Consider the following 22951-nt stretch of genomic DNA (forward strand, 5'->3'; position numbering starts at 1 on the left):
ACCAGGATCGAGGACGAGCGCCGCAGGGCGGGCAAGGCGGCCCGAGCGGTCGCGATCCCCGCGGCGCGGCGTTGCGCCACCCCGGGGACGACAGGTTGGGAACGACGATGGGCAAGGTCACGGGCTTTCTGGAATACGACCGGCAGGAGCAGAAGTATCAGCTCGCCGGCGACCGCATCCGCCATTTCCGCGAGTTCACGCTGCCGCTCGAGGACAAGGACGTCGAGCGCCAGGCGGCCCGCTGCATGGACTGCGGCATTCCCTTCTGCCACGGGCCGATGGGCTGCCCGGTGCACAACCAGATCCCCGACTGGAACGACCTCGTCTACAACGGCGACTGGGAGGAGGCGGCCCGCAACCTCCACTCCACCAACAACTTCCCCGAGTTCACCGGCCGCATCTGCCCCGCCCCCTGCGAGGAGGCCTGCACCCTGAACCTCGAGGACGCGCCGGTCACCATCAAGACCATCGAGCAGGCCATCGCCGACAAGGCATGGGAGAACGGCTGGATCCGCCCCGAGCCGGCGGCCAAGCTCACCGGCCGCAGCGTCGCCATCGTCGGCTCGGGCCCCGCGGGTCTCGCGGCGGCGCAACAGCTCGCCAGGGTCGGCCACGAAGTGCACGTGTTCGAACGCGAGCCGCGGGCCGGCGGCCTGCTGCGCTACGGCATCCCCGACTTCAAGATGGAGAAGAGCCACATCGACCGCCGCGTGGCCCAGCTCGAGGCGGAGGGCGTGGTGTTCCACTACGGCGTCAACATCGGCATCGACAAGCCGTTCCAGACGCTCGTCGACGAGTTCGACGCCGTCCTCATGGCCGGTGGCGCCGAGGCTCCGCGCGACCCGAAGCTGCCCGGCATGGACCTCCGGGGCGTGCACTACGCCATGCCCTTCCTCGTGCAGCAGAACCGCCGCGTCGGCCGCGAGAATTTCGCGGACACCGATCCGATCCTCGCCGACGGCAAGCACGTGGTTGTCGTCGGCGGTGGCGACACGGCCTCCGACTGCGTCGGCACCTCCTTCCGCCAGGGCGCGCTGTCGGTGACGCAGCTCGACATCCGGCCGAAGCCGCCGCTGCGCGAGGACAAGCTCGCCGTATGGCCCTACTGGCCGACCAAGCTCCGCACCTCGTCGAGCCAGGCGGAGGGCGCCGAACGCGAGTTCCAGGCCGCGACGCTCGGTATCGAGGGCAAGAAGGGCCGCGTCACCGGCGTGCGCTGCTCGCGCGTCGACGAGAAGCGCGTGCCGATTCCCGGCACGGAGTTCGTCCTGCCGGCAGATCTCGTTTTCATCGCGCTGGGCTTCGTCGGCCCCGTGCGTGCCGGCATGGTGGAAGAGGCGGGCGTATCGCTCGACAAGCGCGGCAATGTCGCCGCGCATGACGGGGATTATCGCACCTCGCGCGACAAGATCTTCGCAGCCGGCGACATGCGCCGCGGACAGTCCCTGGTCGTCTGGGCCATCCGCGAGGGTCGCCAGGCAGCTCGCGCCATTGACGAATTCCTCATGGGTGCCTCGAACCTGCCGCGCTGACGGGCCGGCGGGACGATCGCCGGAGATTGGCCCCGGGGCGTCGTCTTCGGCGCGGGGCTGGCGAGACGGAAGGCTCAGCGGACGGTTCTAGAGACCGTCCCGCGGCCAGCGGAAGTCGTCGGCGCGTCCGGGACGCGGGTCCGGCGCCTGCCCCAGGCCGTAGACCCGCTCGATCAGCGCGCCAGCTTCGCCGGTCAAGCGCGGACGGGCGTTGGAGAGAGTTCCGCCCGGCGTCGTGTCGATGCGCGTGAGCGGCAGGATCGGGCCGGCCAGGGGCTTCGTCGGGATCGACAGAAGCCCATGCGGCTCGGGCAGGGCGGGGATGGAGGCATCGATCATCCGCTCGATGGGGTCGCGCACGCGCGGGCCCTGCTCTTCCGTGGCCTCCGGCAGCGCAACGATTGCCGGCGCCTGTCCCTGCAGCAGGCGGCGGATCTCCACCTCGACGAAATGCGCCGCCTTGCGCGCGCCCGCCTTGGTGAAATGGACGCCGTCGGCCGTGCGCAGGCGCGCCGTCTGGCCGGTGACGTCCGGCCCCGTCGCGGCATAACGGTTCTCTGCGTCGACAAAGGCCTCCCAGATGTCGACATAAATGCCGCCCGCCTTCTCCACGCGCTCCCGGTAGAGCTCGTTGAAGGCGAGGAGGTCTGCCGTAAGGCGCTCGTTCTTCATCGGCGGCAGGCCCACCCAGACCAGAGGGAGCTTTCTCTCGGCGAAGGCCGAAACGATGGCGTCGACCCGGGCGGCGTAGAGCTCCTTCCAGCGCGGAGCACCCGGCTCGACACTCGTCTCCCCGTCGCGCAGGGCCTGGCGGTCGTTGGCGCCGATCATCATGACACCGACGGTGATCCTCTGCGGGCTCGCGAGGAGATCGCGCACGGCCTTGGGCCAATCGTAGAAATCGGCGCGCACAAGCCCGGAATCGGCGCGGGCGCGCACCGTCACGGCGATCTCGGGTGCCTCGGCGAAGGCCTCCCCCAGCCCCTGGGCCAGGAGGTCGGCCAGCGAATCACCGAGCACCACGATGAAATTCGACGCCTCGATCTTCGGCTTCTGCGGCGTCTCGCGTACGACTGCCGGCGGCGGCGTGCGGCGCGGCGCCGGGCGCGGCGCCGGACGCTGACGCTGGGTCGGCGGCGGGGGCTGCACCTCGCGCGGCTGGAAGATGCTGTTGAGAAAGCGTGTCAGCGGATCGTTCTGCGCGACCGCCGTCGGCCCGCCCGCCATCATGAGCAGGAACGCCGAGACGAGAAGGGCCGCGAAGGAACGCAGACGCATGGCCGGCAGCTTTCTTCCGAACGGCAGACGGATCCGATGCCGCGCACGGGCATGTCCGCCCGTTGACGATCCTATCGCATCGGCGTCGGCGCGTCAGGAGCGCGGGTCGGCCGTCTGGCGCAGGTAGGCGAGCAGGCGGCTATCAGGATAGCCGTCAGGCACGAGGCCGCGGCTCTCCTGGAAGGCGACGATCGCGTCACGCGTCTGCGTGCCGAGCCTGCCGTCCGGCTCGCCCACGTCGTAGCCGAGCAAGGCGAGGCGCCGCTGCAACTCGTGTCGCTCGTCCTTCGTCAGCTGGCGCTCCTCCACCGGCCAGGAGGCCTGGATCGCCGGACCGCCGTAGACGCGGTCGCCAAGGTGGGCAACGCCGAGCGCATAGGCATCGGAGTTATTGTAGCGCTTGATGACGGCGAAGTTCTTGGTGACGAGGAAGACCGGGCCGCGCGCACCGGCCGGCATGAACAGGCTCGCCTCGCCCTCTGCCGGCATGGCCTTGCCGTCCATGCGCCGCACGCCCGCCTGCGCCCAGTGGGCGAAGGATTGCTTTCGCACGCGATGGCTGTAACCCGGCGGGAGCTGCACTTCGAATCCCCATGGCAGCCCCGTCTGCCAGCCGTGCATCTTGAGGTAGTTGGCGGTGGAGGCGAGCGCATCGGGCACGGAGGTCCAGATGTCGCGCTTGCCATCGCCGGTGAAATCGACGGCATAGCGGACGAAACTCGAGGGCATGAACTGCGTCTGCCCCATGGCACCGGCCCACGAGCCCTGCATGTCGGCCGGCGAGACGTGGCCATCGTCGAGAATCTTGAGCGCCGTCACCAGCTCGTTGCGGAAATAGTCGCCGCGGTACCTGGCATAGGCGAGCGTGGCGAGCGCCTGGACGACGTAGTTGTTGCCGGTGAAGCCGCCGAAATTCGTCTCCATGCCCCAGACACCCATGATGACCTTGCGATCGACGCCGTAGGTCTGTTCGACCGCGGCGAGCGTCGAGGCATACTGGGCAGCCATCTGCGGGCCCTTCTCCAGCCTCTTCTCCGAGACGGCGGAAGCGAGGTACTCCCAGATCGGCTTGACGAATTCGGATTGCTTCTTCGTGAGGTCGAGGACCTTCTGATCGGGCGAGACGCCGGCAAAGGCCGCGTCGAAGGTCCGCCGCGACACACCGCGGGCGCGCGCCGCCGGCCACAGCTCCTCGACGAAGGCCGCGAAGGCGGCCGGCTGCGGTGCCCCGCGGCCACTGGTGGTTTCAACCTCGTCCATGCTGGCGACGCCCGGAAGGATGCCGTTCGACGCGCAGGCCGCAAGAGCGAGGCTCGCGGCAATCGCAGCGATCGCGCCGATGCCGGTGCGCCGTCCGGCTGCCCCTCGCATGCGCCCGCCTGCCGTCCTGGCCGCCATCGTCGAACTCCCCGCTGTTACGCCGGTCGGGCGACCGGCGGCATAGAGCTTATGGGATATGGTTGCAAAAACGTAGAGCAGGACACCGGCAAAGGCCGAAAATTGCAAGCCTAGGCCCCCTCGCGGGCGAGGAGCTCGCGCTCCCACGCCAGAGCCTGCATGACGATGCCGTCGAGGTCGGCACGCGTGGGGACCCAGCCGAGGTCGGCCCGGATCCGGCGTACGTCGGCGACGATCGAGGCCGGATCGCCCGCCCGCCGCGGCGCGAGCCGCACGGGAAAGTCGACACCGGAGATGCGCTTGACCGCCTCGGCGACCTCGAGGACGGAATAGCCGCGACCGTAGCCGCAATTGTAGATGCCGCTCGCCCCGCCGCCGCGCAGATGCGCGAGCGCGGCCAGATGGGCCTCGGCGAGGTCGGTGACCTGGATGTAGTCGCGGACGCAGGAGCCGTCCGGCGTCGGATAGTCCGTGCCGAAGACGTCGAGCCCCGGCCGCAGGCCGAGCGCGGCCTGGCAGGCGACCTTGATGAGATGGGTCGCGTGCGGTGTCGACTGGCCCGACCGGCCGGCAGGATCCGCCCCGGCCACGTTGAAATAGCGCAGCACGACGTAGCGCAGGCCGTGCGCTTGGGCAGCGTCGGCGAGCATCCATTCGGTCATCAGCTTGGAGCGGCCGTAGGGCGAGACCGGCGCGAGCGGCGCGTCCTCGGGCACGGGGCTGACCGTCGTGTTGCCGTAGACGGCGGCGGTGGAGGAGAAGACGAAGTCGCGGATGCCGGCCGTCACCACGGCCTCGATGAGCGCGCGCGACTTCACCGTGTTGGCGAGATAGTAGCCGAGCGGATCGGCGACGGACTCGGGCACCACGATGCGGGCGGCGAAATGCGCGACCGCTGTTACGTCATATTCGGCGATGATCTTCGCGACGAGCGCGGCATCGGCGATGTCACCCTCGACGAGGGGCACGTCGTCCGGCACGGCCCAAGGAAAACCCGTCGACAGATCGTCGAGCACTACGGCCTCCTCGCCGGCGTCGTGCAGGGCCAAAACCATGTGGCTGCCGATGTAGCCCGCCCCGCCTGTCACCAATACCGCCATCGCCTGCGCTCCTCCTCCTGCGCGCGACCCGTGCCGCGCCGGGCCCGCCGCATGCTTTGCCAGGGAACCATTGACGCGGCGTCAACATTCATTCGTCATTCATGGGTCATGCTCATCGTTCGCTCGACCAAGCCGCCATCGCATCACCATATTCGCGATGACGGTGGTCGGGTGTGCGAACGGCGTCAGGGGTGGCCGCGGTTCGCATTCTCCTCCCTCGCCCCACAGGACTGGTTCCAGATCAGCTCATGAAGAAGCCTATCCGCAAGGCCGTATTCCCCGTCGCGGGTCTCGGCACCCGCTTCCTCCCCGCCACGAAGGCCATGCCCAAGGAGATGCTGACGGTCGTCGACCGGCCCGTCATCCAGCATGTCGTCGACGAGGCGCGCGCCGCGGGCATCGAGCATTTCGTCTTCGTCACGGGCCGCAACAAGGGCGTCATCGAGGACCACTTCGACAATCAGTTCGAGCTGGAGCGCACGCTCGCCGAGCGCGGCAAGACGAAGGTGCTCGAAGAGCTCCTGCGTGATCTGCCGGGCGCCGGCCAGACGAGCTTCACGCGCCAGCAGGGGCCGCTCGGCCTCGGCCACGCGGTCTGGTGCGCCCGCGAGATCGTCGGCGAAGAACCCTTCGCGCTCCTCTTGCCCGACATGCTGCACCACGCCGCCAAGCCCTGCCTCGCCGAGATGATCGAGGCCTACAACGAGCATGGCGGCAACCACATCGCTGTTGCGCCGGTGCCGGACGACCAGACGCACCAGTACGGCATCGTCGGCGTGAAGGACGCCACCGCCAAGGTCTCGCAGATCACGACCATGGTGGAGAAACCGCCGAAGGGTACCGCCCCGTCGAACCTGCACATCACCGGCCGCTACATCCTGCAGCCGGGCATCTTCGACCTTCTCGCCAGGCAGGAGCGCGGCGCCGGCGGCGAGATCCAGCTCACCGACGCCATGATCAAGCTGTCGCAGACGGAGCCCTTCTTCGCCACGCGCTTCGACGGCGACATCTACGACTGCGGCTCGAAGATCGGCTTCCTCTCGGCCAACGTCGCCTATGCCCTGGAGCGACCGGACCTCGCGGCCGAGTTCCGCCGGGAGATCGAGGCGATCCTGGCGAGGCGTCGCACGCCGCTCAGCGCTGCAGTCTGAGCCCCAGGAGAAAGACGTTGGCGGTGTAGTCGGACCCCGGCGTCGTGCTCTTCAGTCGTTCGTGCGTGAAGCTCGCCCGCACCGCCAGGGAGCGGGTGAGCTTCCATTCCAGGCGCAGGCCGCCGGTGAAGGTATCCTCCTTCACGGGAACGCCGTCGTAGTCGTTCTGCTGCAGCGACAGCAGGCCGGTGAGCGTCAGATAACGGCGCAGCGCATGCTCCACTTCGAGCGTGGCGCGCCTGGCCAGAAGGCCGCTCGCCCCCACCACCGTCGTCTCGTCGAGGCTCGTCGCGCCGCGCAGCCGCACTGTCGTGAGCGGCGTCGGCGTCCACACGATGGCCGCATCGACCAGCGGCCCGCGCAGGGCCTCCAGCCGCTCGTCCTCGTAGGTGCGGTGCTGGTAGCCCACGGCGACCTCGCCGGTGACGAGGCGCGTGAGTTCGAAGCTCGCACCCGCGCGCAGGCTGTAACCCGTCGAATCGCGCTCGAAGCCGGAACTGTCGATACGCCGGTCGTAGCGGCGCGTGTCGATGGTGCCCTCGACGAAGGGCTTCAGCCCCGGATGCACTTCGTAACCGCCGCGCAGCGCCAGGCCGTATTGCGTGTAGTTGCGGTCGCCCTGGTCCAGCGTTCCGCCGCCCGCGAGCTCCGCGTCCTCGTAGTAGCTGCGGTCGATGCTGCCCTTGAGGCCGAGCGACAGCCGGTTGAAGCGCTCGACGACGCCCGCCGAGACACCGCCGGTGGCGACGATCGGGCGGTCGATCACGCTGCCGGGCAGGTCGGGGCTGCCGGGGCGCTGGGTGTCGAGCGTGAAGCGCGCGCCGAGGTCGATCTCGGTGTCGCGCCGCGCATCGAGACGCAGGTCGAGGCGCCCCTCGCCCGTGGGACGGCTGGCGCGGCGCATGTCGGGATAGTCGAGATAGGCGCCACGCAGGAGCCCGACGAGCTCGTGACGCGACCAGTCGGACTTGAGGCGCAGTTCCCCTTCGGTGCGCAGGAGCGTGGAGCCCTTGTGCCGGCCGGAGGACCGATTGGGGTTCGTGTCGTAGCCCACGCCCGACTCGATGGCGGGAAGGAGCGTCAGGCCGCCGAAGCGCCAGCCGAGAGGGGCAAAAGCGTCGTCCTCGACGCGGCGGCGGCGACGCACCGGGGTCTCGGGGGCCGCCATCGCCAAGCCGTACACCGGCGAGCGCACGGATCCGCGCACCCCGTCGGCCAGCGGCGGGCGCACGGGCTGCCGGACGGGGGCGGAGGTGGCAGCGGCGGAGGGAGCGGCTCCTTCCCCGGCTCCCCCCGGCGACGGCTCCAGGGCGTCGAAGCCGAGGGCGGACGGTCCGACCCCGAGCGCCGGCTGCGTCGTGCCCCGCAGGGCGCCGCCCGCAACCTCCTGGGCGGGCGCCGGCAACGACAGGAGGGTCATCGCCGCGAGGCCAAGCGCAAGCACCGGCGAAACCGGTGTCTCGTCGGAACGGCATCTGCAGCGAACCAATGACTTCGCTCCATTTGGCGGCACGGCCGGGTGGCCGCGCGAGGCACCGTCGACGGCCACGGCATGCGCCCGCGCCCACCGCCGGCACGCGCGGCATGGTTAATGGACGCTAAAACGGCAGAGTTAACGCGCAGTAAGCGGCGGGCGCGTGGCGTCGCCTTGCGGCGCCGTCCGTGCTATGAGGCGGGCCGCCCCAGCCCAAGAGGATCGCCGCCCTGATGACCCTTTCCGCCGTCCGCAAGCCAGCCGTCGACCCGATTGCCTCCGCCCTGCGCACGCTCGCGACCGAGCGCAACGGCCTCGAGGCATTGGCGGAGGCCCTGACCGCCGGTCTCGGCGAGCGCTTCGCGACGGCGGTCCGCCTCATCGGCGCCTGCACCGGCCGCGTCATCGTCACGGGCATGGGCAAGTCGGGCCATGTCGGCCGCAAGATCGCGGCGACGCTCGCCTCGACCGGCACGCCCGCCTATTTCGTGCATCCGGGCGAGGCGAGCCACGGCGACCTCGGCATGATCCGGGCCGACGACGTCGTCATCGCCCTTTCCTGGTCAGGCGAGACGACGGAACTGTCGTCGATCATCGGCTATGCTAAGCGCTTCCGCGTGACGCTCGTCGCCATCACCTCGAAGGACGATTCGACGCTGGGGCGAGAGGCCGATGTCTGCCTCACCCTGCCGAGGACCCAGGAGGCCTGCCCGAACGGCCTCGCGCCGACCACCTCGACCACCATGCAGATCGTGCTCGGCGACGCGCTCGCCGTGGCGCTGCTGGAGGCACGCGGCTTCTCGGCGCAGGATTTCCGCATCTACCATCCCGGGGGCAAGCTTGGTGCACAGCTCACGCAGGTGTGCGACGTCATGCACGCCGGCGAGCGCCTGCCAGTCGTCGCCGTCGGCCGCACCATGGGCGATGCCCTCGTCGAGATGAGCGCCAAGGGCTTCGGTTGCGTCGTCGTCGTGGACGACGCGGGCCTGCTTGCCGGCATCGTCACGGACGGCGACCTGCGCCGCCACATGAGGCCCGATCTCATGACCCTGGAGGTCGAAGCGGTCATGACGCGCACGCCGAAGATCGTCGCGCCCGACGCCCTCCTTGCCGAGGCGCTGGAGCTCGTCGAGCGCACGAAGGTGGGCGCGCTGGTCGTCGTCGAGGACGGCAGGCCGGTGGGGCTCGTGCACGTGCTCGACCTTCTCAGGGCGGGGGCGGCCTGACCGCCCGGGCTCCCGGGCGACGACACCGTTCTCAGGCCCGCTCCACCACGAGCGTGGCACCGTCGATGCGCAGGACGCGGACGGTCGCGCCGGCAGGGCAATCGGGCCCGACGATGCGCCAGACGCTGTCGCCCACACGCAGCCGCCCTTCCCCCTTCTCGATCGGCGCGTCGAGCGTGAAGGTTTCGCCGACCAGCGCCGCGCCGCGCCGGTTGAGGAAGGGCTGATCGGCCCCCTCCTCTCCCCTGCGGCGCGTCAGAATGCGTCCGAGCCCGACGCTCGCCGCGGCGAGCACCGCGAAGAGAAGCGCGCTCGCCTGCCAGGACAGGTCGAGCAGCGCGTCGAGCACGCCGGTGACGACTGCGGCCAGACCGAGCCAGAGGAAGAAGACGCCGGGTGCGAGGAGCTCGAGCCCCATGAGGGCAAGCCCGAGCACGATCCACATCCATGGACCGTGCTCATGCAGCAGCCAGGTGATCATGTCCGTCCCGACTCAGGAGTTGGGCAGGGCGGTCCCGGTCGGCGGGACGCCAGAACCGGGGCGGCCCTGGAGCCGGCCGCGCGCGGCGGTCGTCGCGCCACCGTCACCGAAGACAGTCTTCGTGATCTCGGCAAGGCCGCCGAGCGTGCCGACGAGGCTCGCGGCCTCGATCGGGACGACGAGCACCTTCTGGTTCGGCGCCCCGGCGAGTGTCTTGAGGGCATCGACGTATTTCTCGGCGACGAGGAAGTTCGCGGCCGCAAGGTCGCCGCGCGTGATCGCCTCGCTCACCATGGCGGTGGCGCGCGCCTCGGCCTCCGCTTGCCGCTCGCGCGCCTCGGCGTCGCGGAAGGCGGCCTCCTTGCGGCCCTCGGCGGCGAGGATCTGGGCCTGCTTCTGGCCCTCCGCCCGCAGGATCTCGGCCTGGCGCTGGCCTTCTGCCTCGAGCACGGCGGCGCGCTTCTCGCGTTCGGCCTTCATCTGCCGGGCCATGGCGTCGGCGAGATCGGCCGGCGGCAGGATGTCCTTGATCTCGATGCGCGTGACCTTGACGCCCCAGGGCGAGGCCGCCGCGTCCATGACGCGCAGGAGGCGCTCGTTGATCTCGTCGCGATGCGACAGGAGCTGGTCGAGGTCCATGGAGCCGACGACGGTGCGGATGTTCGTCATCGTCAGGGTGAGCAGGGCCTGCGACAGGTCCGCCACCTCGTAGGAAGCGCGGGCGGCGTCGAGCACCTGGAAGAAGGCTACAGCGTCGATCTTCACCCCGGCATTGTCCTTTGTGATGGCCTCCTGGCTCGGCACGTCGAGCACCTGTTCCATCATGTTGACCTTCTTGCCGACCGATTCGACGTAGGGAACGATCAGGCCGAGGCCGGGCCCGAGCGTGCGCGCATAGCGGCCGAACCGCTCGACCGTATAGGCGAAGCCCTGCGGCACCGTACGCACGCCGAGTGCGATCGTCAGGATGACGACAGCGACGAGCACGACGACGAAAAGGTCGAAACCAAACATCGAATCCCCCCGGGCCCGCAAGGTACGATGCAGCCGGCGGCAGTGTCGGGCATGCCGGCGAAGCCGGCAAGCCCGGACGGCGGAACGCGCTACCTCGGCCTCGCGCCGGCTCCTAGAGCCAGCCCTGCAGCTCGCGGCGCACCAGATGCTCGATGACGGCCATGCCCTCGGGCGAATCGTTCAGGCAGGGGATGGCCGCGAACTGGTCCCCGCCATGGTGGCGGAAGATCTCGGCATTCTCGCCGGCGATCTCCTCGAGCGTCTCCAGGCAGTCGGCGGAGAAGCCGGGCATGACCACGGCGAGCCGCCTGACGCCCTTCTCGGCGAGGCCCTTCACCGTCATGTCGGTGTAGGGCTGCAGCCACTCCGCCCGGCCGAAGCGCGACTGGAAGGTGAGCATGAGGCGGTCCTCGGGCAGGCCGAGCGCCGCGCGCAGCAGCGCCACCGTCTCGATGCACTGGCGCTCGTAGGGGTCACCCTTCAGCACGTAGTCCCTGGGCACGCCGTGGAAGGAGGCGAGGATCACCTCGGGCTCGAAGGGAAGTTTTCCGAGCCCGGTCCTGAGGGAGGCGGCCACCGCGTCGATGTAGACGGGATCGTCGTGATAGGGCGGCAGGACGCGGATCGTCGGCTGCCAGCGCATCTTCATCAGCGCCTCGAAGGCCTTGTCGCAGGCGGTCGCCGTCGTGGCGGCAGCATATTGGGGATAGAGCGGCGCGACGAGGATGCGGTCGCAGCCTTGCCTCTGCAGCACCTCGAGCCGCGACGCGACGCTCGGGTTGCCGTAGCGCATGGCCCAGTCGACGACGATGCGCCCGTCGTCGAGCGCCGCCGCGAGCTTCTCGGCCTGCGAACGCGTGATCGTCTTCAGCGGGGACTCGTTGCGCTGCCTGTTCCAGATGGTCTCGTAGTCCCGGCCCTTCCTGCCGGGCCGCGTCGTGAGGATGATCAGATTGAGCAGCGGCCACCACAACCAGCGCGGCGTCTCGATGACCCGCGGATCGGAGAGGAATTCCTTGAGATAGCGGCGCATCGACCAGTAGTCGGTCGCGTCCGGCGTGCCGAGATTCATCAGGAGGATGCCGACACGGCCGGATTTCGCCGGCGACCGGTCGGCGGGACGGGGGGCGGCGGCGGCCGCTTCGTGACGCTGCAACGCTTGGGCTCCGGACAAGGCTCGGCGCGGCGAGAGGCCGCTCATTGTCGTCTTCCGTCCACTGTCAGGTGCCGCAATACAACCGGACCCATCGCCGCAGAGGCAGCGACATGCGTCCGCGCAAGGTCGCTCCCGCCTGACCGCACCCCTTATCATCCTACCTGCAAGACACCTCCGTCTGGCGCTTGCCGGCGGGGCGCCGCGCCGGCATCCTCACCGTCCAGAACGCTGCCAAGTCCAAGATGCAGGTCTTCCCAGAGGGTCAGCCATGAGCGACATTTCCCGCCGTCAAACCCTGCGCCTCGGCCTCACCGCGGGCCTCGCGGCGGCCGCCCTTCCGCGCGAAGCCCAGGCACAGACGCCGCCGGCGACCTTCACCCTCCTCCTCGTGAACGACATCTACAAGATGGGCGAGGAGAAGGGGAAAGGCGGCTTCGCGCGGCTCGCGGCCATCGTCAAGGCCGAGCGGGCGCGCGGCGTGCCCATGCTCTTCGTCCATGCGGGCGACACCTTGTCTCCCTCGCTCATGTCGGGTTTCGACCAGGGCGCCCACATCGTGGCTCTGACCAATCTCGTGCAGCCCGACGTCTTCGTGCCGGGCAACCACGAGTTCGACTTCGGCAAGGAGACCTATTTCAAGCGCCTGTCGGAGGCGAAGTTCCCCGTCTTCGCGGCGAACATGCGCGACGCCGCCGGCCAGCCTCTGCCCGGCCATGTCGACAACCGCGTCTTCGACCTCGGCGGAATCAAGGTCGGCGTCGTCGGCCTCGTCCTCGAGAGCGTGCCGCAGATGTCGAGTCCGGGCGACCTCAAGTTCCTGCCGGTCATGGACACACTGAAGGCGGAGGCCAGGAAGCTGCGCGAGCAGAAGGCCGATCTCGTGGTGGCCGTGACGCACACCGACCGCGCCGTGGACAACCAGATCGTGCGCTCGCGCCTCGTCGACGTGCTGCTCACCGGCCACGACCACGACCTCGCCATCGGCTTCGACGGCAAGACGGTGATGGTGGAGTCGAACGAGGAGGGCAACTACGTCACGGCGATCGACTTCACGGCCACCGTCACCGGCGAGGGCGACAAGCGGCAGGTGACATGGACGCCGACCTTCCGCGTCAACGACTCGCGCGCCGTGACGCCCGACCCCGAGGTGCTCGCCGTCGTCAAGGGCTACGAGGCGGAGCTGTCCAAGGAGCTCGACGTCGATGTCGCGACCCTCGGCGCCGAGCTCGACAGCCGCACCACCGTCGTGCGCTCGCAGGAGGCGGCCATCGGCGACCTGATCGCGGACGCACTCAGGGCGGCGACCGGCGCCGACATCGCCATCACCAACGGCGGCGGCATCCGTGCCAACAAGCAGTATCCCGTGGGCCACAAGCTGACGCGCCGCGACATCCTCACGGAGCTTCCCTTCGGCAACCGCACGGTCATGACCGAGATCACCGGCAAGGACGTCCGCGCCGCGCTCGAGAACGGCGTATCGCAGTATGAAAGCCGCGCCGGACGGTTCCCGCAGGTCTCGGGCCTCAAGGTGGTGTTCGACCCCAAGCAGCCGGCCGGCAGCCGCATCGTCTCGGTGAGCGTCACCGGCAAGGACGGCGACAAGCCGCTCGACGACGTCGCCACCTACAAGGTTGCGACCAACGACTTCATGCTGCGCGGTGGCGACGGCTATACGAGCTTCGCCAAGGGCGTGAAGGGCGGCGACCTCGACGTGCAGGGCAAGCTGATGGCCAACGACGTCATGATCTATGCGCGCAAGCTCGGCACGATCAACCTGAAGCCCGAGGGGCGGATCGTGGCCAAGTAAGGGTTCCGGGCCGAGACCCGCTGCAGAACCCGAGGGAGCGATCCGGCCGTCGGCGATCACCGACGGCCGGTCCGCCTCATGGCCGGGCTCGTCCGCCGGTTCAGTCGTACTTGCGCTCGTCGGCGATCACCTTGCCGTCGTTCGGCAGGCTGCCGGGGGGCACGAACTCGACGGCGCCCTTGAGCTTCGTCACGGAGTGGACGGTTGCGGCGATCGTACGGGCGAGGGCCGCGTCCTGGACCCCGCTCTCCACCTTGAGCGTCATGACGTCCATCTCGTCCTCGCGCGTCACGACGAGGCGCAGGCGGCCGAGCTCGCGATGCCGCTTGGCCACCTCCGCCACCTGCTCGGGACGCACGAACATGCCCTTGATCTTCGTGGTCTGGTCGGCGCGCCCCATCCAGCCCTTGATGCGCGCATTGGTGCGCCCGCAAGGGCTGATGCCGCCGAGGAGGGCGGAGAGATCGCCGAGCGCCAGGCGCACGATCGGGTGATGCGGATCGAGGGAGGTGACGACGACCTCGCCGACCTCCCCTTCGGCCACCGGGTCTCCCGTGCCCGGGCGGACGATCTCGACGATGATGTCCTCGTTGACGACGAGGCCTTCGCGCGCCGGCGTCTCGTAGGCGACGACGCCGCATTCGGCCACGGCGTAGACCTGGTAGCCGTCGATGCCCCGCTCGGCGAAGGCCTTCTGCAGCGACGGCGGGAAGGCCGCACCCGAGACAACCGCCTTGCGGAGCGACGAGACGTCGACCCCGGCGTTGTCCGCGGCCTCAAGGATGATCTTCAGGAAGTCGGGCGTGCCGGTATAGGCGAAGGGCCGGTAGGCGGAGATGACCTGGAGCTGCTGTTCGGTATTGCCGGGACCCGCGGGAATGACCGGGCACCCGAGGGCGCGGCAGCCAGAGTCGAGGATGAATCCGCCCGGGGTGAGGTGATAGGAGAAGGTGTTGAGGACGATATCGCCCTGGCGGAAACCCGCGGCGTAGAGCGCGCGGGCCGAGCGCCAGGGATCGGAATGGTTGCACTCGGGCTCGAAGATCGGCCCGGGCGAGGTGAAGAGGCGGGCGAAGCCCCCCATGGGTTCGGCGACGAAGCCGCCGAAGGGCGGGTCCGCCTTCTGGAGGGCCGGCAGGTCGGACTTGCGCAGCACGGGCAGCGCCGCCAGGGCCGCGCGGCTCGTGACGTCGAGGGCTTGCACGCCGTTCAGATGCGCGGCGTAGGCCGGCGCCTGCATGGCCTTGGCGACGACCGTCGGCAGGCGGCCCATGAGGTCGGCCTCGCGCTGTGCAGGGTCGCGGGCCTCGAGATGATCATAGAAATCGGACATCGTGCCCCTCAGCGCCGGTCCGTGGCGAGCCTGACGGCAAGCCCCGCAAGAACCGCTCCCATGAGATAACGTTGCACCGACAGCCACAGGGGGCGCCGGGCGAGGAATGTGGCGATCGCCCCCGCGAACAAGACGATCATGAGGTTGACGCTCACGCTGACGCCGATCTGCGTCACCCCGAGAAGCACGTTCTGCAGCAGGACGTCACCCCTCGCCGGATCGACGAACTGGGGCAGGAGCGACATGTAGAGAACCGCGATCTTGGGATTGAGGAGATTGGTGAGCAGGCCCATGGCGAAGAGCCTCGCCGGTCCGTCATGCGGCAGGGCACGCGGCGCAAAGGGCGTGCTGCCCCCTGGCCTCACCGCCTGCCAGGCGAGATGGAGCAGGCAGAGGGCGCCCGCCCATTTGATCGCCTCGTAGAGAAACGGCACCGCCAGGGCGAGGGCCGTGAGCCCCACCGCCGCCGCGACCATGTAGACGACGAAGCCGATGGCGACACCGAGGAGCGAGACCGCGCCCGCCCGCCACCCTTGCGTGATCGAGCGGGAGACGAGGTAGATCATGTTCGGGCCCGGGGTCAGCACCATGCCGAGCGCGACGAGCGCGAAGGCGGCGAGCGTTCCCGTTTCAATCGGCAGCATGGGCTCTCCTCACGCCAGCCAGCGCTTGCGGCGCTTGTAGCTCTTCACCTCGCGGAAGGATTTGCGCTCGCCCTCGGTGACGCCGAGGTAGAACTCCTTGACGTCCTCGTTCTCGCGCAGATGGGCGGCATCACCGTCCATGACGACACGCCCGGTCTCCAGGATGTAGCCGTAGGTCGCGTAGCGCAGGGCCATGTTGGTGTTCTGCTCGGCAAGGAGGAAGGACACGCCCTCCTTGGTGTTGAGGTCCTTCACGATCTCGAAGATCTCCTCCACGACCTGCGGTGCGAGGCCCATGGACGGCTCGTCGAGCAGGATCATCGAGGGTCGCGACATCATCGCCCGGCCGATGGCGCACATCTGCTGCTCGCCGCCGGACGTGTAGCCGGCCATGGAATTCTTCCGCTGCCTGAGGCGGGGGAAGTAGCTGTAGACCATCTCCAGGTCGCGCTTGATGGCGGCGCCGCCGTCCCGGCGCGTGAAGGCGCCGGTAAGCAGGTTCTCCTCGATGGAGAGGTGGCCGAAGCAGTGGCGGCCTTCCATGACCTGGATGCAGCCGCGCCGCACCAGCTCGTTCGGCGTCATGCGGTCGACGCGCTCGCCCTTGAACTCGATGGAACCCTTGGTCACCTCGCCACGCTCGGCGCGCAGAAGATTGGAAATCGCCTTCAGCGTCGTCGTCTTGCCGGCGCCGTTGGCGCCGAGAAGCGCCACGATGCCGCCCTTGGACACGGTCAGCGACACGCCCTTCAGCACGAGGATGACGTGGTCGTAGATCACCTCGATGTTGTTGACCGACAGGATGGCCTCGGAGGCGGTCTCCGCCTTCGGCGGGGCGGCAGTAGCGGGGATCATGTGCAGCTCCTCATCCTCCCGGAAGGAGGGTGGAAGCGAAGCCGCGAGGCTTCGCCCTCGGATGGGGGACTTCCCCACCCGGTCTTGCTTCGTTCACCCCTCCCCCGCGGTCGGGGGAGGGATCATCGCGGCCTGCCTCACGACGGCCTGTCGCAGGTCTCGGTGCGCTTCGGCCAGCCGGTGTTCTTGGCCGCGTAGTCCTTGGCGGCCGCCTCGATCAGCGGACGCACCTTGTCCTTCATCGGCTCGATCCAGTCCGTGCTCTTCGTCCACTTGGTGCCGTCCCACTCGGCGACATAGACCTTGTGGTGGCCGTTGTGGTCTTCGCAGCTCACCCGCACGGGGGCGGCGAAGCCCTCCATGCCGAGCTCCTTCAGCCGCGCCTCGGTGATGTTCAGCGTCTCGAGGCCGCGCCGGACCTCTTCGCCGGTCACCACCTTCTTGCCGGTGACCTTCTGGGCGTTGCGGATCGCCTCGGCGATCAGCATCGAGTTGTAGACGCCGCGGTTGTAGAGGTTGTCGCCGATCTTGTCCTTCGGATACTTCGACAGCCCCTTGTCGACGACGTGTTTCTGGATGTCCTTGATGACGGGGAAGTCGGCCCCGGCGGCGTGGAAGTCGAGCGACTTGTAGCCCTTGGCCTCGGGACCGCCCGCGCGCGCATCATCGTCGCCGCCGGCCCACCACACGCCGACGAGCTTGCCGATGGGGAAGCCTGCCTTGACGGCCTCCTTGACGGCCGTCGGGTTCATGGCGCCCCAACCCTGCAGGTAGATCCAGTCCGGCCGGTCGCGGCGCACGTTGAGCCACACCGAGCCCTGGTTCTGCATGTCCTGCGCTGGCACGGGATAGAGCTTCAGCTCGAACTCATATTGCCTGGCGAGGTTCTCGAGCAGCGGAATCGGCTCCTTGCCGTAGGGCGCGTCGAGGTGCAGCAGGCCGATCTTCTTGCCCTTGAGCTTGTTGAAGCCACCCTCCTTCTCGGCGACGTAGCGGATGAAGACGGAGGCGCCGTCCCAGTAGGTCGCCGGTGGGTTGAAGATCCAGGGGAAGACAGTGCCGTCGGCGGAGGCCGAAAGGCCGTAGGCCATGGAGAGCAGCGGCACCTTGTCGACGGCGGCCTTCGGGATGAGCTGGAGGGTGATGCCGGTCGAATACGGGTTGTACATCACCGGGTTCTTGCCCTTGGTCGCCTCATAGCACTCGACGCCCTTCTTGGTGTCGTAGCCTGTCTCGCATTCCTCGATCGCGAGCTTGACCCCGCCGATGCCGCCGTCGCGCTCGTTGAGCATGCGCAGGTAGTCGTGCATGCCGTCGGCGATCGGGATGCCGGAGCCGGCGAAGGGGCCGGTGCGGTAGGTGAGCAGCGGGACGTAGATGGTTTCCTGCGCCGCGGCCGGCACCGTGGTGAGCGCCGTGCCGCCGAGAAGGGCAGCGGCGGCAGCGCCAATTGCAATTCTGCGCAGTGACATTCCTCGTTCCTCCCTGTGTGTCGGAGGCAGCGCTTCCGCCCCCGAACGTTCGACGTCTCCGTGACGAGCCGCGTTGCGGCGGTTGCCCCCTCCCGCTCCTCAGTAGGGGAAGGGCCAGGTCCGGAGCTTCTGTTTGCCGATCTGCCAGAGCCGGGCGAGGCCGTGCGGCTCGACGATCAGGAAGAAGATGATGAGCGCGCCGACGATCATGAAGGTCAGGTGCTCGATGGTGGCGCCGCCGATCGGGATGCCGAGACTCTCCGGCAGGAGGCGCAGGACGATCGGCAGGATGTAGATGAGCGCCGCGCCGAAATAGGAGCCGACGAGGCTGCCGAGCCCCCCGATGATCACCATGAACAGGATCAGGAAGGACTGGTTGATCGAGAACACCTCCGGCTCCGCCCCGCCGTACCAGAGGAAGACGAGGAGCGCCCCGGCAACGCCGCAGTAGAAGGAGGAGACCGCGAAGGCGAGGAGCTTCGTGTCGAAGAGCTTGATGCCCATGAGCTCGGCGGCGATGTCCATGTCCCGCACCGCCATCCAGGAGCGGCCGATGCGGCCGTGCACCAGGTTCGAAGCGATCCAAGTGAGGCCCGCGACGATGGCGAGGACGACGAAGTAGCGCGTCTCAGCGGTTGCCGTCGGCCCCGTCACCGGCACGCCCAGGAGGGTGCGCTGCGGCACCTCGATCGCACCCGAGGCGTTCTCGTTGTAGAGCCACGGGATGCGGATGAAGCACCACTGCAGGAAGAACTGGGCGGCGAGCGTGGCGACCGCGAGATAGAAGCCCTTGATGCGCAGCGACGGCAGGCCGAAGACGACGCCGATGCCGGCCGCGAAGAAGCCCGACGCCAGCACCCAGACGATGATGTTCACGCCGGGAAAGTAGGTCGTCAGCTTGTAGCAGGCATAGGCCCCCACCCCCATGAAGCCCGCGGTGCCGAGGGAGAGAAGCCCCGTGTAGCCGGTGAGGAGATTGAGCCCGATGGACGCGAGCGAAAAGATGAGAAAGGGGATCGCCACCACCTGCAGAAGGAAGTTCTGCGTCTGCGGCGAGACGATCCCGGCCGCCCCGAGGAAGGGAAGGAGAACGGCGGCGGCGACGATGACAGCGATGCCGATCTTGTCCTGCAGGATCGGGAACACCGCCATGTCGGCTGCATAGGTCGTCTTGAACTGGCCTGCTTCGCGGTAGAACACGGTTAGGTCTCCCTGCGACCGGTCAGATGCGCTCGATGATCTTCTCGCCGAACAGGCCCTGGGGCCGGAACAGCAGGAAGGCGAGCGCGATGAAATAGGCGAGCCAGCTCTCGACACCGCGCCCGAGGGCGGAGCCGAGGATGGCGGGGGCGAAGTAGAACTCGCCGAGCTTCTCGCCGATGCCGATGATGAGGCCCCCCACGATGGCACCGGGGACGGAGGTGAAGCCCCCCAGGATGAGCACGGGCAGGGCTTTGAGCGCGATGATCTGCAGGGCGAAGGACACGTCCGAGCGCGCGCCCCACATGATGCCCGTGGCGAGCGCCACGATGCCGGCGGTGAACCAGACGATCACCCAGATCTGGTTGAGCGAGATGCCGACCGAAAGCGCCGCCTTGTGGCTGTCGGCCACGGCGCGCAGCGCTCGGCCGATGCGCGTCTTCTGGAAGAAGACGGCAAGCCCCGCGACCATCGCCGAGGCGATGACGGCAGCGGCGATGTCGATCTTCTGCAGGGAAACGAGGCCGCCGAACATCGGCAGATCGACAGCGCCCTTCGGCAGATAGAGCTCGTCGGCGATCATCACCTTCGGGTTGCCGCCGAAGACGAGTTCCCCGAAACCGATGAGGAAGTAGGTGAGCCCGAAGGTCGCCATGAAGAGGATGATGTCGGGCTGGTTGACGAGTGGCCTGAGCACCGCGCGCTCAATGCAGACGGCGAGCGCGAACATGACGCCGATGGTGATGAGGAGCGCGAGGAAGGCCGGAACGCCCGCCTCGTAGAGGCCGACGAGGGTCAGGCCGGCGAAGACCACCATGATGCCCTGGGCGAAGTTGAACACGCCCGAGGCCTTGAAGATGAGCACGAAGCCGAGCGCGATGAGGGCGTAGAGCACGCCGGAGACGAGCCCTTCCCACAGGGTCTGCACGAGGAGGTCGGGCGCTCGCGCCATCTCGGCGAAGGGACCGACGAAGATGTTGTAGAGAAGTTCCATCGCCTCGCCCTCAATGCGCCACGCCGAGATAGGCGTCGATGACCTTCTGGTCGCGCTTCACCTCGTCCGGCACGCCGTCGGCGATCTTGCGCCCGTATTCGAGCACGACGACGCGGTCGGACAGGTCCATGACGACACCCATGTCGTGTTCGATGAGGGCGATCGTCGTGCCGAACTGGTTGTTCACGTCGAGGATGAAGCGGCACATGTCCTCCTTCTCCTCGAGGTTCATGCCGGCCATCGGCTCGTCGAGCAGCAGCAGCTCCGGCTCCATGGCTAGCGCCCGGCCGAGCTCCACGCGCTTCTGCAGCCCGTAGGGCAGGCGCCCCACCGGCACCTTGCGGATGTGCTCGATCTCCAGGAAGTCGATGATCTCCTCGACCTGCCGGCGATGCTCGATCTCCTCGGCGAGCGCCGGGCCGTGGCGCAGCATCTGCCAGAAGAAGCCGCGCTTCATCTTGAGGGTGCGCCCGGCCATGATGTTGTCGAGCGTCGTCATGCCCTTGAAGAGGGCGACGTTCTGGAAGGTGCGCGCGATGCCCTGGCTCGCCGCCACATAGGGCCGCATGCGCGAGCGCGTCCTGCCCTTGAAGGTGATGCGCCCCTCCTGCGGGTGGTAGAAGCCGTTGATGACGTTGAGCATCGACGTCTTGCCCGCGCCGTTCGGGCCGATGATGGCGCGGATCTCGCCCTTGCGGATGTCGAAGGAGACGTCCGTGATGGCCTTGACCCCGCCGAACCGCAGCGAGACGTTCTCGACCGCGAGCAGGACGTCGCCTGCGGCGACGCCGGCGTTCGAACCCGGTGCCCTCATGCCGCCTTCTCCTCGCGCTCGGCCGGATAGGTGTTCATGTCGCGGATCTTCACCCGCGCCGAGATGACGCCCTTGCGCCCGTCCTCGAAGGTGACCTCGGTGGAGATGTCGGCCTCCGTCGCGCCCGTGTAGAAGGCGTCGATGAGGGGAGCGTAGCGTTCGGCAATGAAACGCCGGCGCACCTTCTGCGTGCGCGTGAGCTCGCCGTCGTCGGCATCGAGTTCCTTGTGCAGGATGAGGAAGCGCTTGATCTGCGCCCCCGCCATCTGCGGCTCGCGGGCGAGCGAGCGGTTCACCGCGTCGACGTGCTTCTCGATCATGTCGTAGACGAGCGGGTGGCCGGCGAGTTCCTGGTAGGAGGCATAGGAGACGTTGTTGCGCTCGGCCCAGTTGCCCACCGCCGTCAGGTCGATGTTGACGAAGCAGGTGACGCAATCGCGCCCGTCGCCGAAGGCCACCGCCTCCTTGATGTTGGGGAAGAACTTCAGCTTGTTCTCGATGTATTTCGGGGGGAAGAGGGAGCCGTCCGCGAGCCGTCCGACATCCTTGGCGCGGTCGATGATCTTCAGGTGGCCGTCGGCGTCGAAGAAGCCGGCATCGCCCGTCTTGACGAAGCCGTCCTCCGTCAGTGCCTCGGCCGTCTTCTCCGGGTCCTTGAAATAGCCGACGAACATGCCCGGCGACTTGAACTGCACCTCGCCGTCCTCGGCGATGCGGATCGCCACGTTGGTCATGGCCGGCCCCACCGTGTCGGGGCGGATCTGCCCGTCGGGCTGGGCCGTCACGTAGAGGAACGCCTCGGTCTGGCCGTAGAGCTGCTTCAGGTTCAGGCCGAGCGAGCGGTAGAAGGAGAAGAGCTCCGGCCCGATGGCCTCGCCGGCGGTATAGGCGGTGCGCACGCGCGAGAAGCCGAGCACATTCTTGAGCGGCCCATAGACGAGGAGCTCGCCGAGGCCATAGAGCAGCCGCCCGCCGAGGGGCACGGGCTCGCCGTTGAGGATCTTCTCGCCGTAGCGCTTCGCCACGTCGATGAAGTAGTGGAACATCTTCCGCTTCAGCGCCCCCGCGTCCTCCATGCGGATCATGACGCGGGTGAGCATCGCTTCGAAGACCCGCGGCGGGGCGAAGTAAAAGGTCGGGCCGATCTCCTTCAGGTCCTGCATCGCCGTCTCGGTCGATTCCGGGCAGGCCGTGCAGAAGCCGGCGACGAGCCCCTGGGCATAGTTCAGATAGTGATCGCCCACCCAGGCGAGCGGCAGATAGGCGAGCACCTCATCACGGTCGGTGAGCCTGTCGAAGGCCACCGTGTCGGAGGCGGCCTGGATGCTGCGCCCGGCCGACAGGAGCACCCCCTTCGAGCGCCCGGTCGTTCCCGAGGTGTAGAGCATGATGGAGCTGTCGGTGCCCCTGCCTGCGGCGATCTCGCGGTCGAGCCAGGCGTCGAGGCCGGGGTCCTGGGCGAGGGCCGCGCGCCCGTCGGCGATGACCTCGTCGAGGGGATGGAGGCGCGTGTGATCGTACTCGCGCAGGCCGCGCGGCTCGTCGTAGGCGATCTGTTCGAGATGCGGCAGGGCCTCGGACACGGAGAGGATCTTGTCGACCTGCTCCTGGTCCTGCACCGCGGCGAAACGCACTTCCGCATGGGCGAGGACGTAGGCGAGCTCGTCGGCGACGGCGTCGGCATAGACAGGCACCGGCACGGCGCCAAGCGCCTGCGCCGCCATCACCGACCAGTAAAGCTTCGGCCGGTTGGCGCCGACGATGGCGATCGTGTCGCCGCGCTTCAGCCCGAGGCGACTGAGCCCGAGCGCCAGCGCCCGGACGATGTTGTAGACCTCCGCCCAGGTCCACGTCTGCCAGATGCCCAGGTCCTTGTGGCGAAAGGCCGGACGGTCGCCACGCACGGCGGCGTTCCTGGCGAGAAGCTTGGCAAAGGTGTCGGCGCGCGCGTCATCGGCCGTGGTCACGGCGCTCGTCCTCCCTGACGCCCCGCAGGGCTATGGCGTTCCCCTGCCCCGTGGT

Annotated in this window: 19 protein-coding genes; 4 read left to right on the top strand and 15 right to left on the bottom strand. The window is 68.4% G+C overall.

Annotation, left to right across the window (positions count from 1 at the left end):
- Nucleotides 1-107: 107 nt before the first annotated feature.
- Nucleotides 108-1532: a glutamate synthase subunit beta gene (locus QNA08_RS08715; RefSeq protein ID WP_283740378.1), complete on the top strand. Its 1425-nt coding sequence runs from the start codon at nucleotides 108-110 to the stop codon at nucleotides 1530-1532.
- A gap of 87 nt (nucleotides 1533-1619) precedes the next feature.
- On the opposite strand, the gene QNA08_RS08720 is transcribed toward QNA08_RS08715, so the two are convergent.
- The 3 genes from QNA08_RS08720 to galE all read right to left on the bottom strand — a co-directional run bounded on the left by QNA08_RS08720 (nucleotide 1620) and on the right by galE (nucleotide 5308).
- Nucleotides 1620-2810, bottom strand: coding sequence for an SGNH/GDSL hydrolase family protein (locus QNA08_RS08720; RefSeq protein WP_283740301.1), 1191 nt, complete (start codon nucleotides 2808-2810; stop codon nucleotides 1620-1622).
- Nucleotides 2811-2903: 93 nt separating this feature from the next.
- The gene (locus tag QNA08_RS08725; protein WP_283740302.1) at nucleotides 2904-4208 is read right to left on the bottom strand and encodes a lytic murein transglycosylase; all 1305 of its coding nucleotides are present in this window, start codon (nucleotides 4206-4208) and stop codon (nucleotides 2904-2906) included.
- Nucleotides 4209-4318: 110 nt separating this feature from the next.
- A complete protein-coding gene (gene galE, locus QNA08_RS08730) occupies nucleotides 4319-5308 on the bottom strand; it encodes a UDP-glucose 4-epimerase GalE (RefSeq protein ID WP_283740303.1) in 990 nt (329 codons plus the stop codon).
- Between the two features lie 248 nt (nucleotides 5309-5556).
- Here galE and galU point away from each other — a divergent pair, with 248 nt between their 5' ends.
- Entirely contained in the window at nucleotides 5557-6459 is a 903-nt protein-coding gene (gene galU, locus QNA08_RS08735; protein WP_283740304.1) for a UTP--glucose-1-phosphate uridylyltransferase GalU, read from the top strand.
- Here galU and QNA08_RS08740 read toward each other — a convergent pair.
- A complete protein-coding gene (locus tag QNA08_RS08740; RefSeq protein ID WP_283740305.1) occupies nucleotides 6443-7903 on the bottom strand; it encodes an outer membrane beta-barrel protein in 1461 nt (486 codons plus the stop codon). The genes galU and QNA08_RS08740 overlap by 17 nt on opposite strands.
- 263 nt (nucleotides 7904-8166) lie before the next feature.
- Here QNA08_RS08740 and QNA08_RS08745 point away from each other — a divergent pair, with 263 nt between their 5' ends.
- The gene (locus tag QNA08_RS08745; RefSeq protein WP_283740306.1) at nucleotides 8167-9159 is read left to right on the top strand and encodes a KpsF/GutQ family sugar-phosphate isomerase; all 993 of its coding nucleotides are present in this window, start codon (nucleotides 8167-8169) and stop codon (nucleotides 9157-9159) included.
- A gap of 31 nt (nucleotides 9160-9190) precedes the next feature.
- On the opposite strand, the gene QNA08_RS08750 is transcribed toward QNA08_RS08745, so the two are convergent.
- The 3 genes from QNA08_RS08750 to hemH all read right to left on the bottom strand — a co-directional run bounded on the left by QNA08_RS08750 (nucleotide 9191) and on the right by hemH (nucleotide 11810).
- Nucleotides 9191-9640, bottom strand: coding sequence for an NfeD family protein (locus QNA08_RS08750; protein WP_283740307.1), 450 nt, complete (start codon nucleotides 9638-9640; stop codon nucleotides 9191-9193).
- Nucleotides 9641-9652: 12 nt separating this feature from the next.
- On the bottom strand, nucleotides 9653-10654 hold the full coding sequence (locus tag QNA08_RS08755; protein WP_283740308.1) for an SPFH domain-containing protein: 1002 nt from the start codon (nucleotides 10652-10654) through the stop codon (nucleotides 9653-9655).
- Between the two features lie 112 nt (nucleotides 10655-10766).
- Nucleotides 10767-11810, bottom strand: coding sequence for a ferrochelatase (gene hemH, locus QNA08_RS08760; protein ID WP_283740309.1), 1044 nt, complete (start codon nucleotides 11808-11810; stop codon nucleotides 10767-10769).
- A gap of 268 nt (nucleotides 11811-12078) precedes the next feature.
- On the opposite strand from hemH, the gene QNA08_RS08765 reads away from it, so the two are divergent.
- On the top strand, nucleotides 12079-13617 hold the full coding sequence (locus QNA08_RS08765; protein WP_283740310.1) for a bifunctional metallophosphatase/5'-nucleotidase: 1539 nt from the start codon (nucleotides 12079-12081) through the stop codon (nucleotides 13615-13617).
- A 100-nt stretch (nucleotides 13618-13717) separates the two neighbouring features.
- Here QNA08_RS08765 and QNA08_RS08770 read toward each other — a convergent pair whose 3' ends face one another.
- The 8 genes from QNA08_RS08770 to QNA08_RS08805 form a co-directional block, all read right to left on the bottom strand.
- Nucleotides 13718-14950 (bottom strand): phenylacetate--CoA ligase family protein, encoded by a 1233-nt coding sequence (locus QNA08_RS08770; protein ID WP_283740311.1) that lies wholly within the window; start codon nucleotides 14948-14950, stop codon nucleotides 13718-13720.
- Between the two features lie 8 nt (nucleotides 14951-14958).
- Entirely contained in the window at nucleotides 14959-15594 is a 636-nt protein-coding gene (locus tag QNA08_RS08775; RefSeq protein ID WP_283740312.1) for a LysE family translocator, read from the bottom strand.
- 9 nt (nucleotides 15595-15603) lie between these two features.
- Entirely contained in the window at nucleotides 15604-16449 is an 846-nt protein-coding gene (locus tag QNA08_RS08780) for an ABC transporter ATP-binding protein (protein ID WP_283740313.1), read from the bottom strand.
- 137 nt (nucleotides 16450-16586) lie between these two features.
- Nucleotides 16587-17921 carry an ABC transporter substrate-binding protein gene (locus tag QNA08_RS08785; RefSeq protein ID WP_283740314.1) on the bottom strand — a complete coding sequence of 445 codons (1335 nt, stop codon included), beginning with the start codon at nucleotides 17919-17921 and terminating at the stop codon, nucleotides 16587-16589.
- A gap of 99 nt (nucleotides 17922-18020) precedes the next feature.
- Nucleotides 18021-19121: a branched-chain amino acid ABC transporter permease gene (locus tag QNA08_RS08790; protein ID WP_283740315.1), complete on the bottom strand. Its 1101-nt coding sequence runs from the start codon at nucleotides 19119-19121 to the stop codon at nucleotides 18021-18023.
- 22 nt (nucleotides 19122-19143) lie between these two features.
- Nucleotides 19144-20115 (bottom strand): branched-chain amino acid ABC transporter permease, encoded by a 972-nt coding sequence (locus QNA08_RS08795; protein ID WP_283740316.1) that lies wholly within the window; start codon nucleotides 20113-20115, stop codon nucleotides 19144-19146.
- A 10-nt stretch (nucleotides 20116-20125) separates the two neighbouring features.
- A complete protein-coding gene (locus QNA08_RS08800; protein ID WP_283740317.1) occupies nucleotides 20126-20929 on the bottom strand; it encodes an ABC transporter ATP-binding protein in 804 nt (267 codons plus the stop codon).
- The gene (locus QNA08_RS08805; protein ID WP_283740318.1) at nucleotides 20926-22896 is read right to left on the bottom strand and encodes an AMP-binding protein; all 1971 of its coding nucleotides are present in this window, start codon (nucleotides 22894-22896) and stop codon (nucleotides 20926-20928) included. Before QNA08_RS08805 ends, QNA08_RS08800 begins: the two co-directional genes overlap by 4 nt.
- Nucleotides 22897-22951 lie beyond the last annotated feature (55 nt).

The sequence above is a fragment of the Chelatococcus albus genome (genome assembly GCF_030067675.1).
In the GTDB taxonomy this organism is placed as follows: Bacteria; Pseudomonadota; Alphaproteobacteria; order Rhizobiales; family Beijerinckiaceae; genus Chelatococcus_A; species Chelatococcus_A albus.

Bases quoted from the DNA above. Each gene is read 5' to 3' on its own strand.
- QNA08_RS08715 (WP_283740378.1), top strand. From the start codon at position 108: ATGGGCAAGGTCACGGGCTTTCTGGAATACGACCGGCAGGAGCAGAAG.
- QNA08_RS08720 (WP_283740301.1), bottom strand. From the start codon at position 2,810: ATGCGTCTGCGTTCCTTCGCGGCCCTTCTCGTCTCGGCGTTCCTGCTC.
- QNA08_RS08725 (WP_283740302.1), bottom strand. From the start codon at position 4,208: ATGGCGGCCAGGACGGCAGGCGGGCGCATGCGAGGGGCAGCCGGACGG.
- galE (WP_283740303.1), bottom strand. From the start codon at position 5,308: ATGGCGGTATTGGTGACAGGCGGGGCGGGCTACATCGGCAGCCACATG.
- galU (WP_283740304.1), top strand. From the start codon at position 5,557: ATGAAGAAGCCTATCCGCAAGGCCGTATTCCCCGTCGCGGGTCTCGGC.
- QNA08_RS08745 (WP_283740306.1), top strand. From the start codon at position 8,167: ATGACCCTTTCCGCCGTCCGCAAGCCAGCCGTCGACCCGATTGCCTCC.
- QNA08_RS08750 (WP_283740307.1), bottom strand. From the start codon at position 9,640: ATGATCACCTGGCTGCTGCATGAGCACGGTCCATGGATGTGGATCGTG.
- QNA08_RS08755 (WP_283740308.1), bottom strand. From the start codon at position 10,654: ATGTTTGGTTTCGACCTTTTCGTCGTCGTGCTCGTCGCTGTCGTCATC.
- QNA08_RS08765 (WP_283740310.1), top strand. From the start codon at position 12,079: ATGAGCGACATTTCCCGCCGTCAAACCCTGCGCCTCGGCCTCACCGCG.
- QNA08_RS08770 (WP_283740311.1), bottom strand. From the start codon at position 14,950: ATGTCCGATTTCTATGATCATCTCGAGGCCCGCGACCCTGCACAGCGC.
- QNA08_RS08775 (WP_283740312.1), bottom strand. From the start codon at position 15,594: ATGCTGCCGATTGAAACGGGAACGCTCGCCGCCTTCGCGCTCGTCGCG.
- QNA08_RS08780 (WP_283740313.1), bottom strand. From the start codon at position 16,449: ATGATCCCCGCTACTGCCGCCCCGCCGAAGGCGGAGACCGCCTCCGAG.
- QNA08_RS08785 (WP_283740314.1), bottom strand. From the start codon at position 17,921: ATGTCACTGCGCAGAATTGCAATTGGCGCTGCCGCCGCTGCCCTTCTC.
- QNA08_RS08795 (WP_283740316.1), bottom strand. From the start codon at position 20,115: ATGGAACTTCTCTACAACATCTTCGTCGGTCCCTTCGCCGAGATGGCG.
- QNA08_RS08800 (WP_283740317.1), bottom strand. From the start codon at position 20,929: ATGAGGGCACCGGGTTCGAACGCCGGCGTCGCCGCAGGCGACGTCCTG.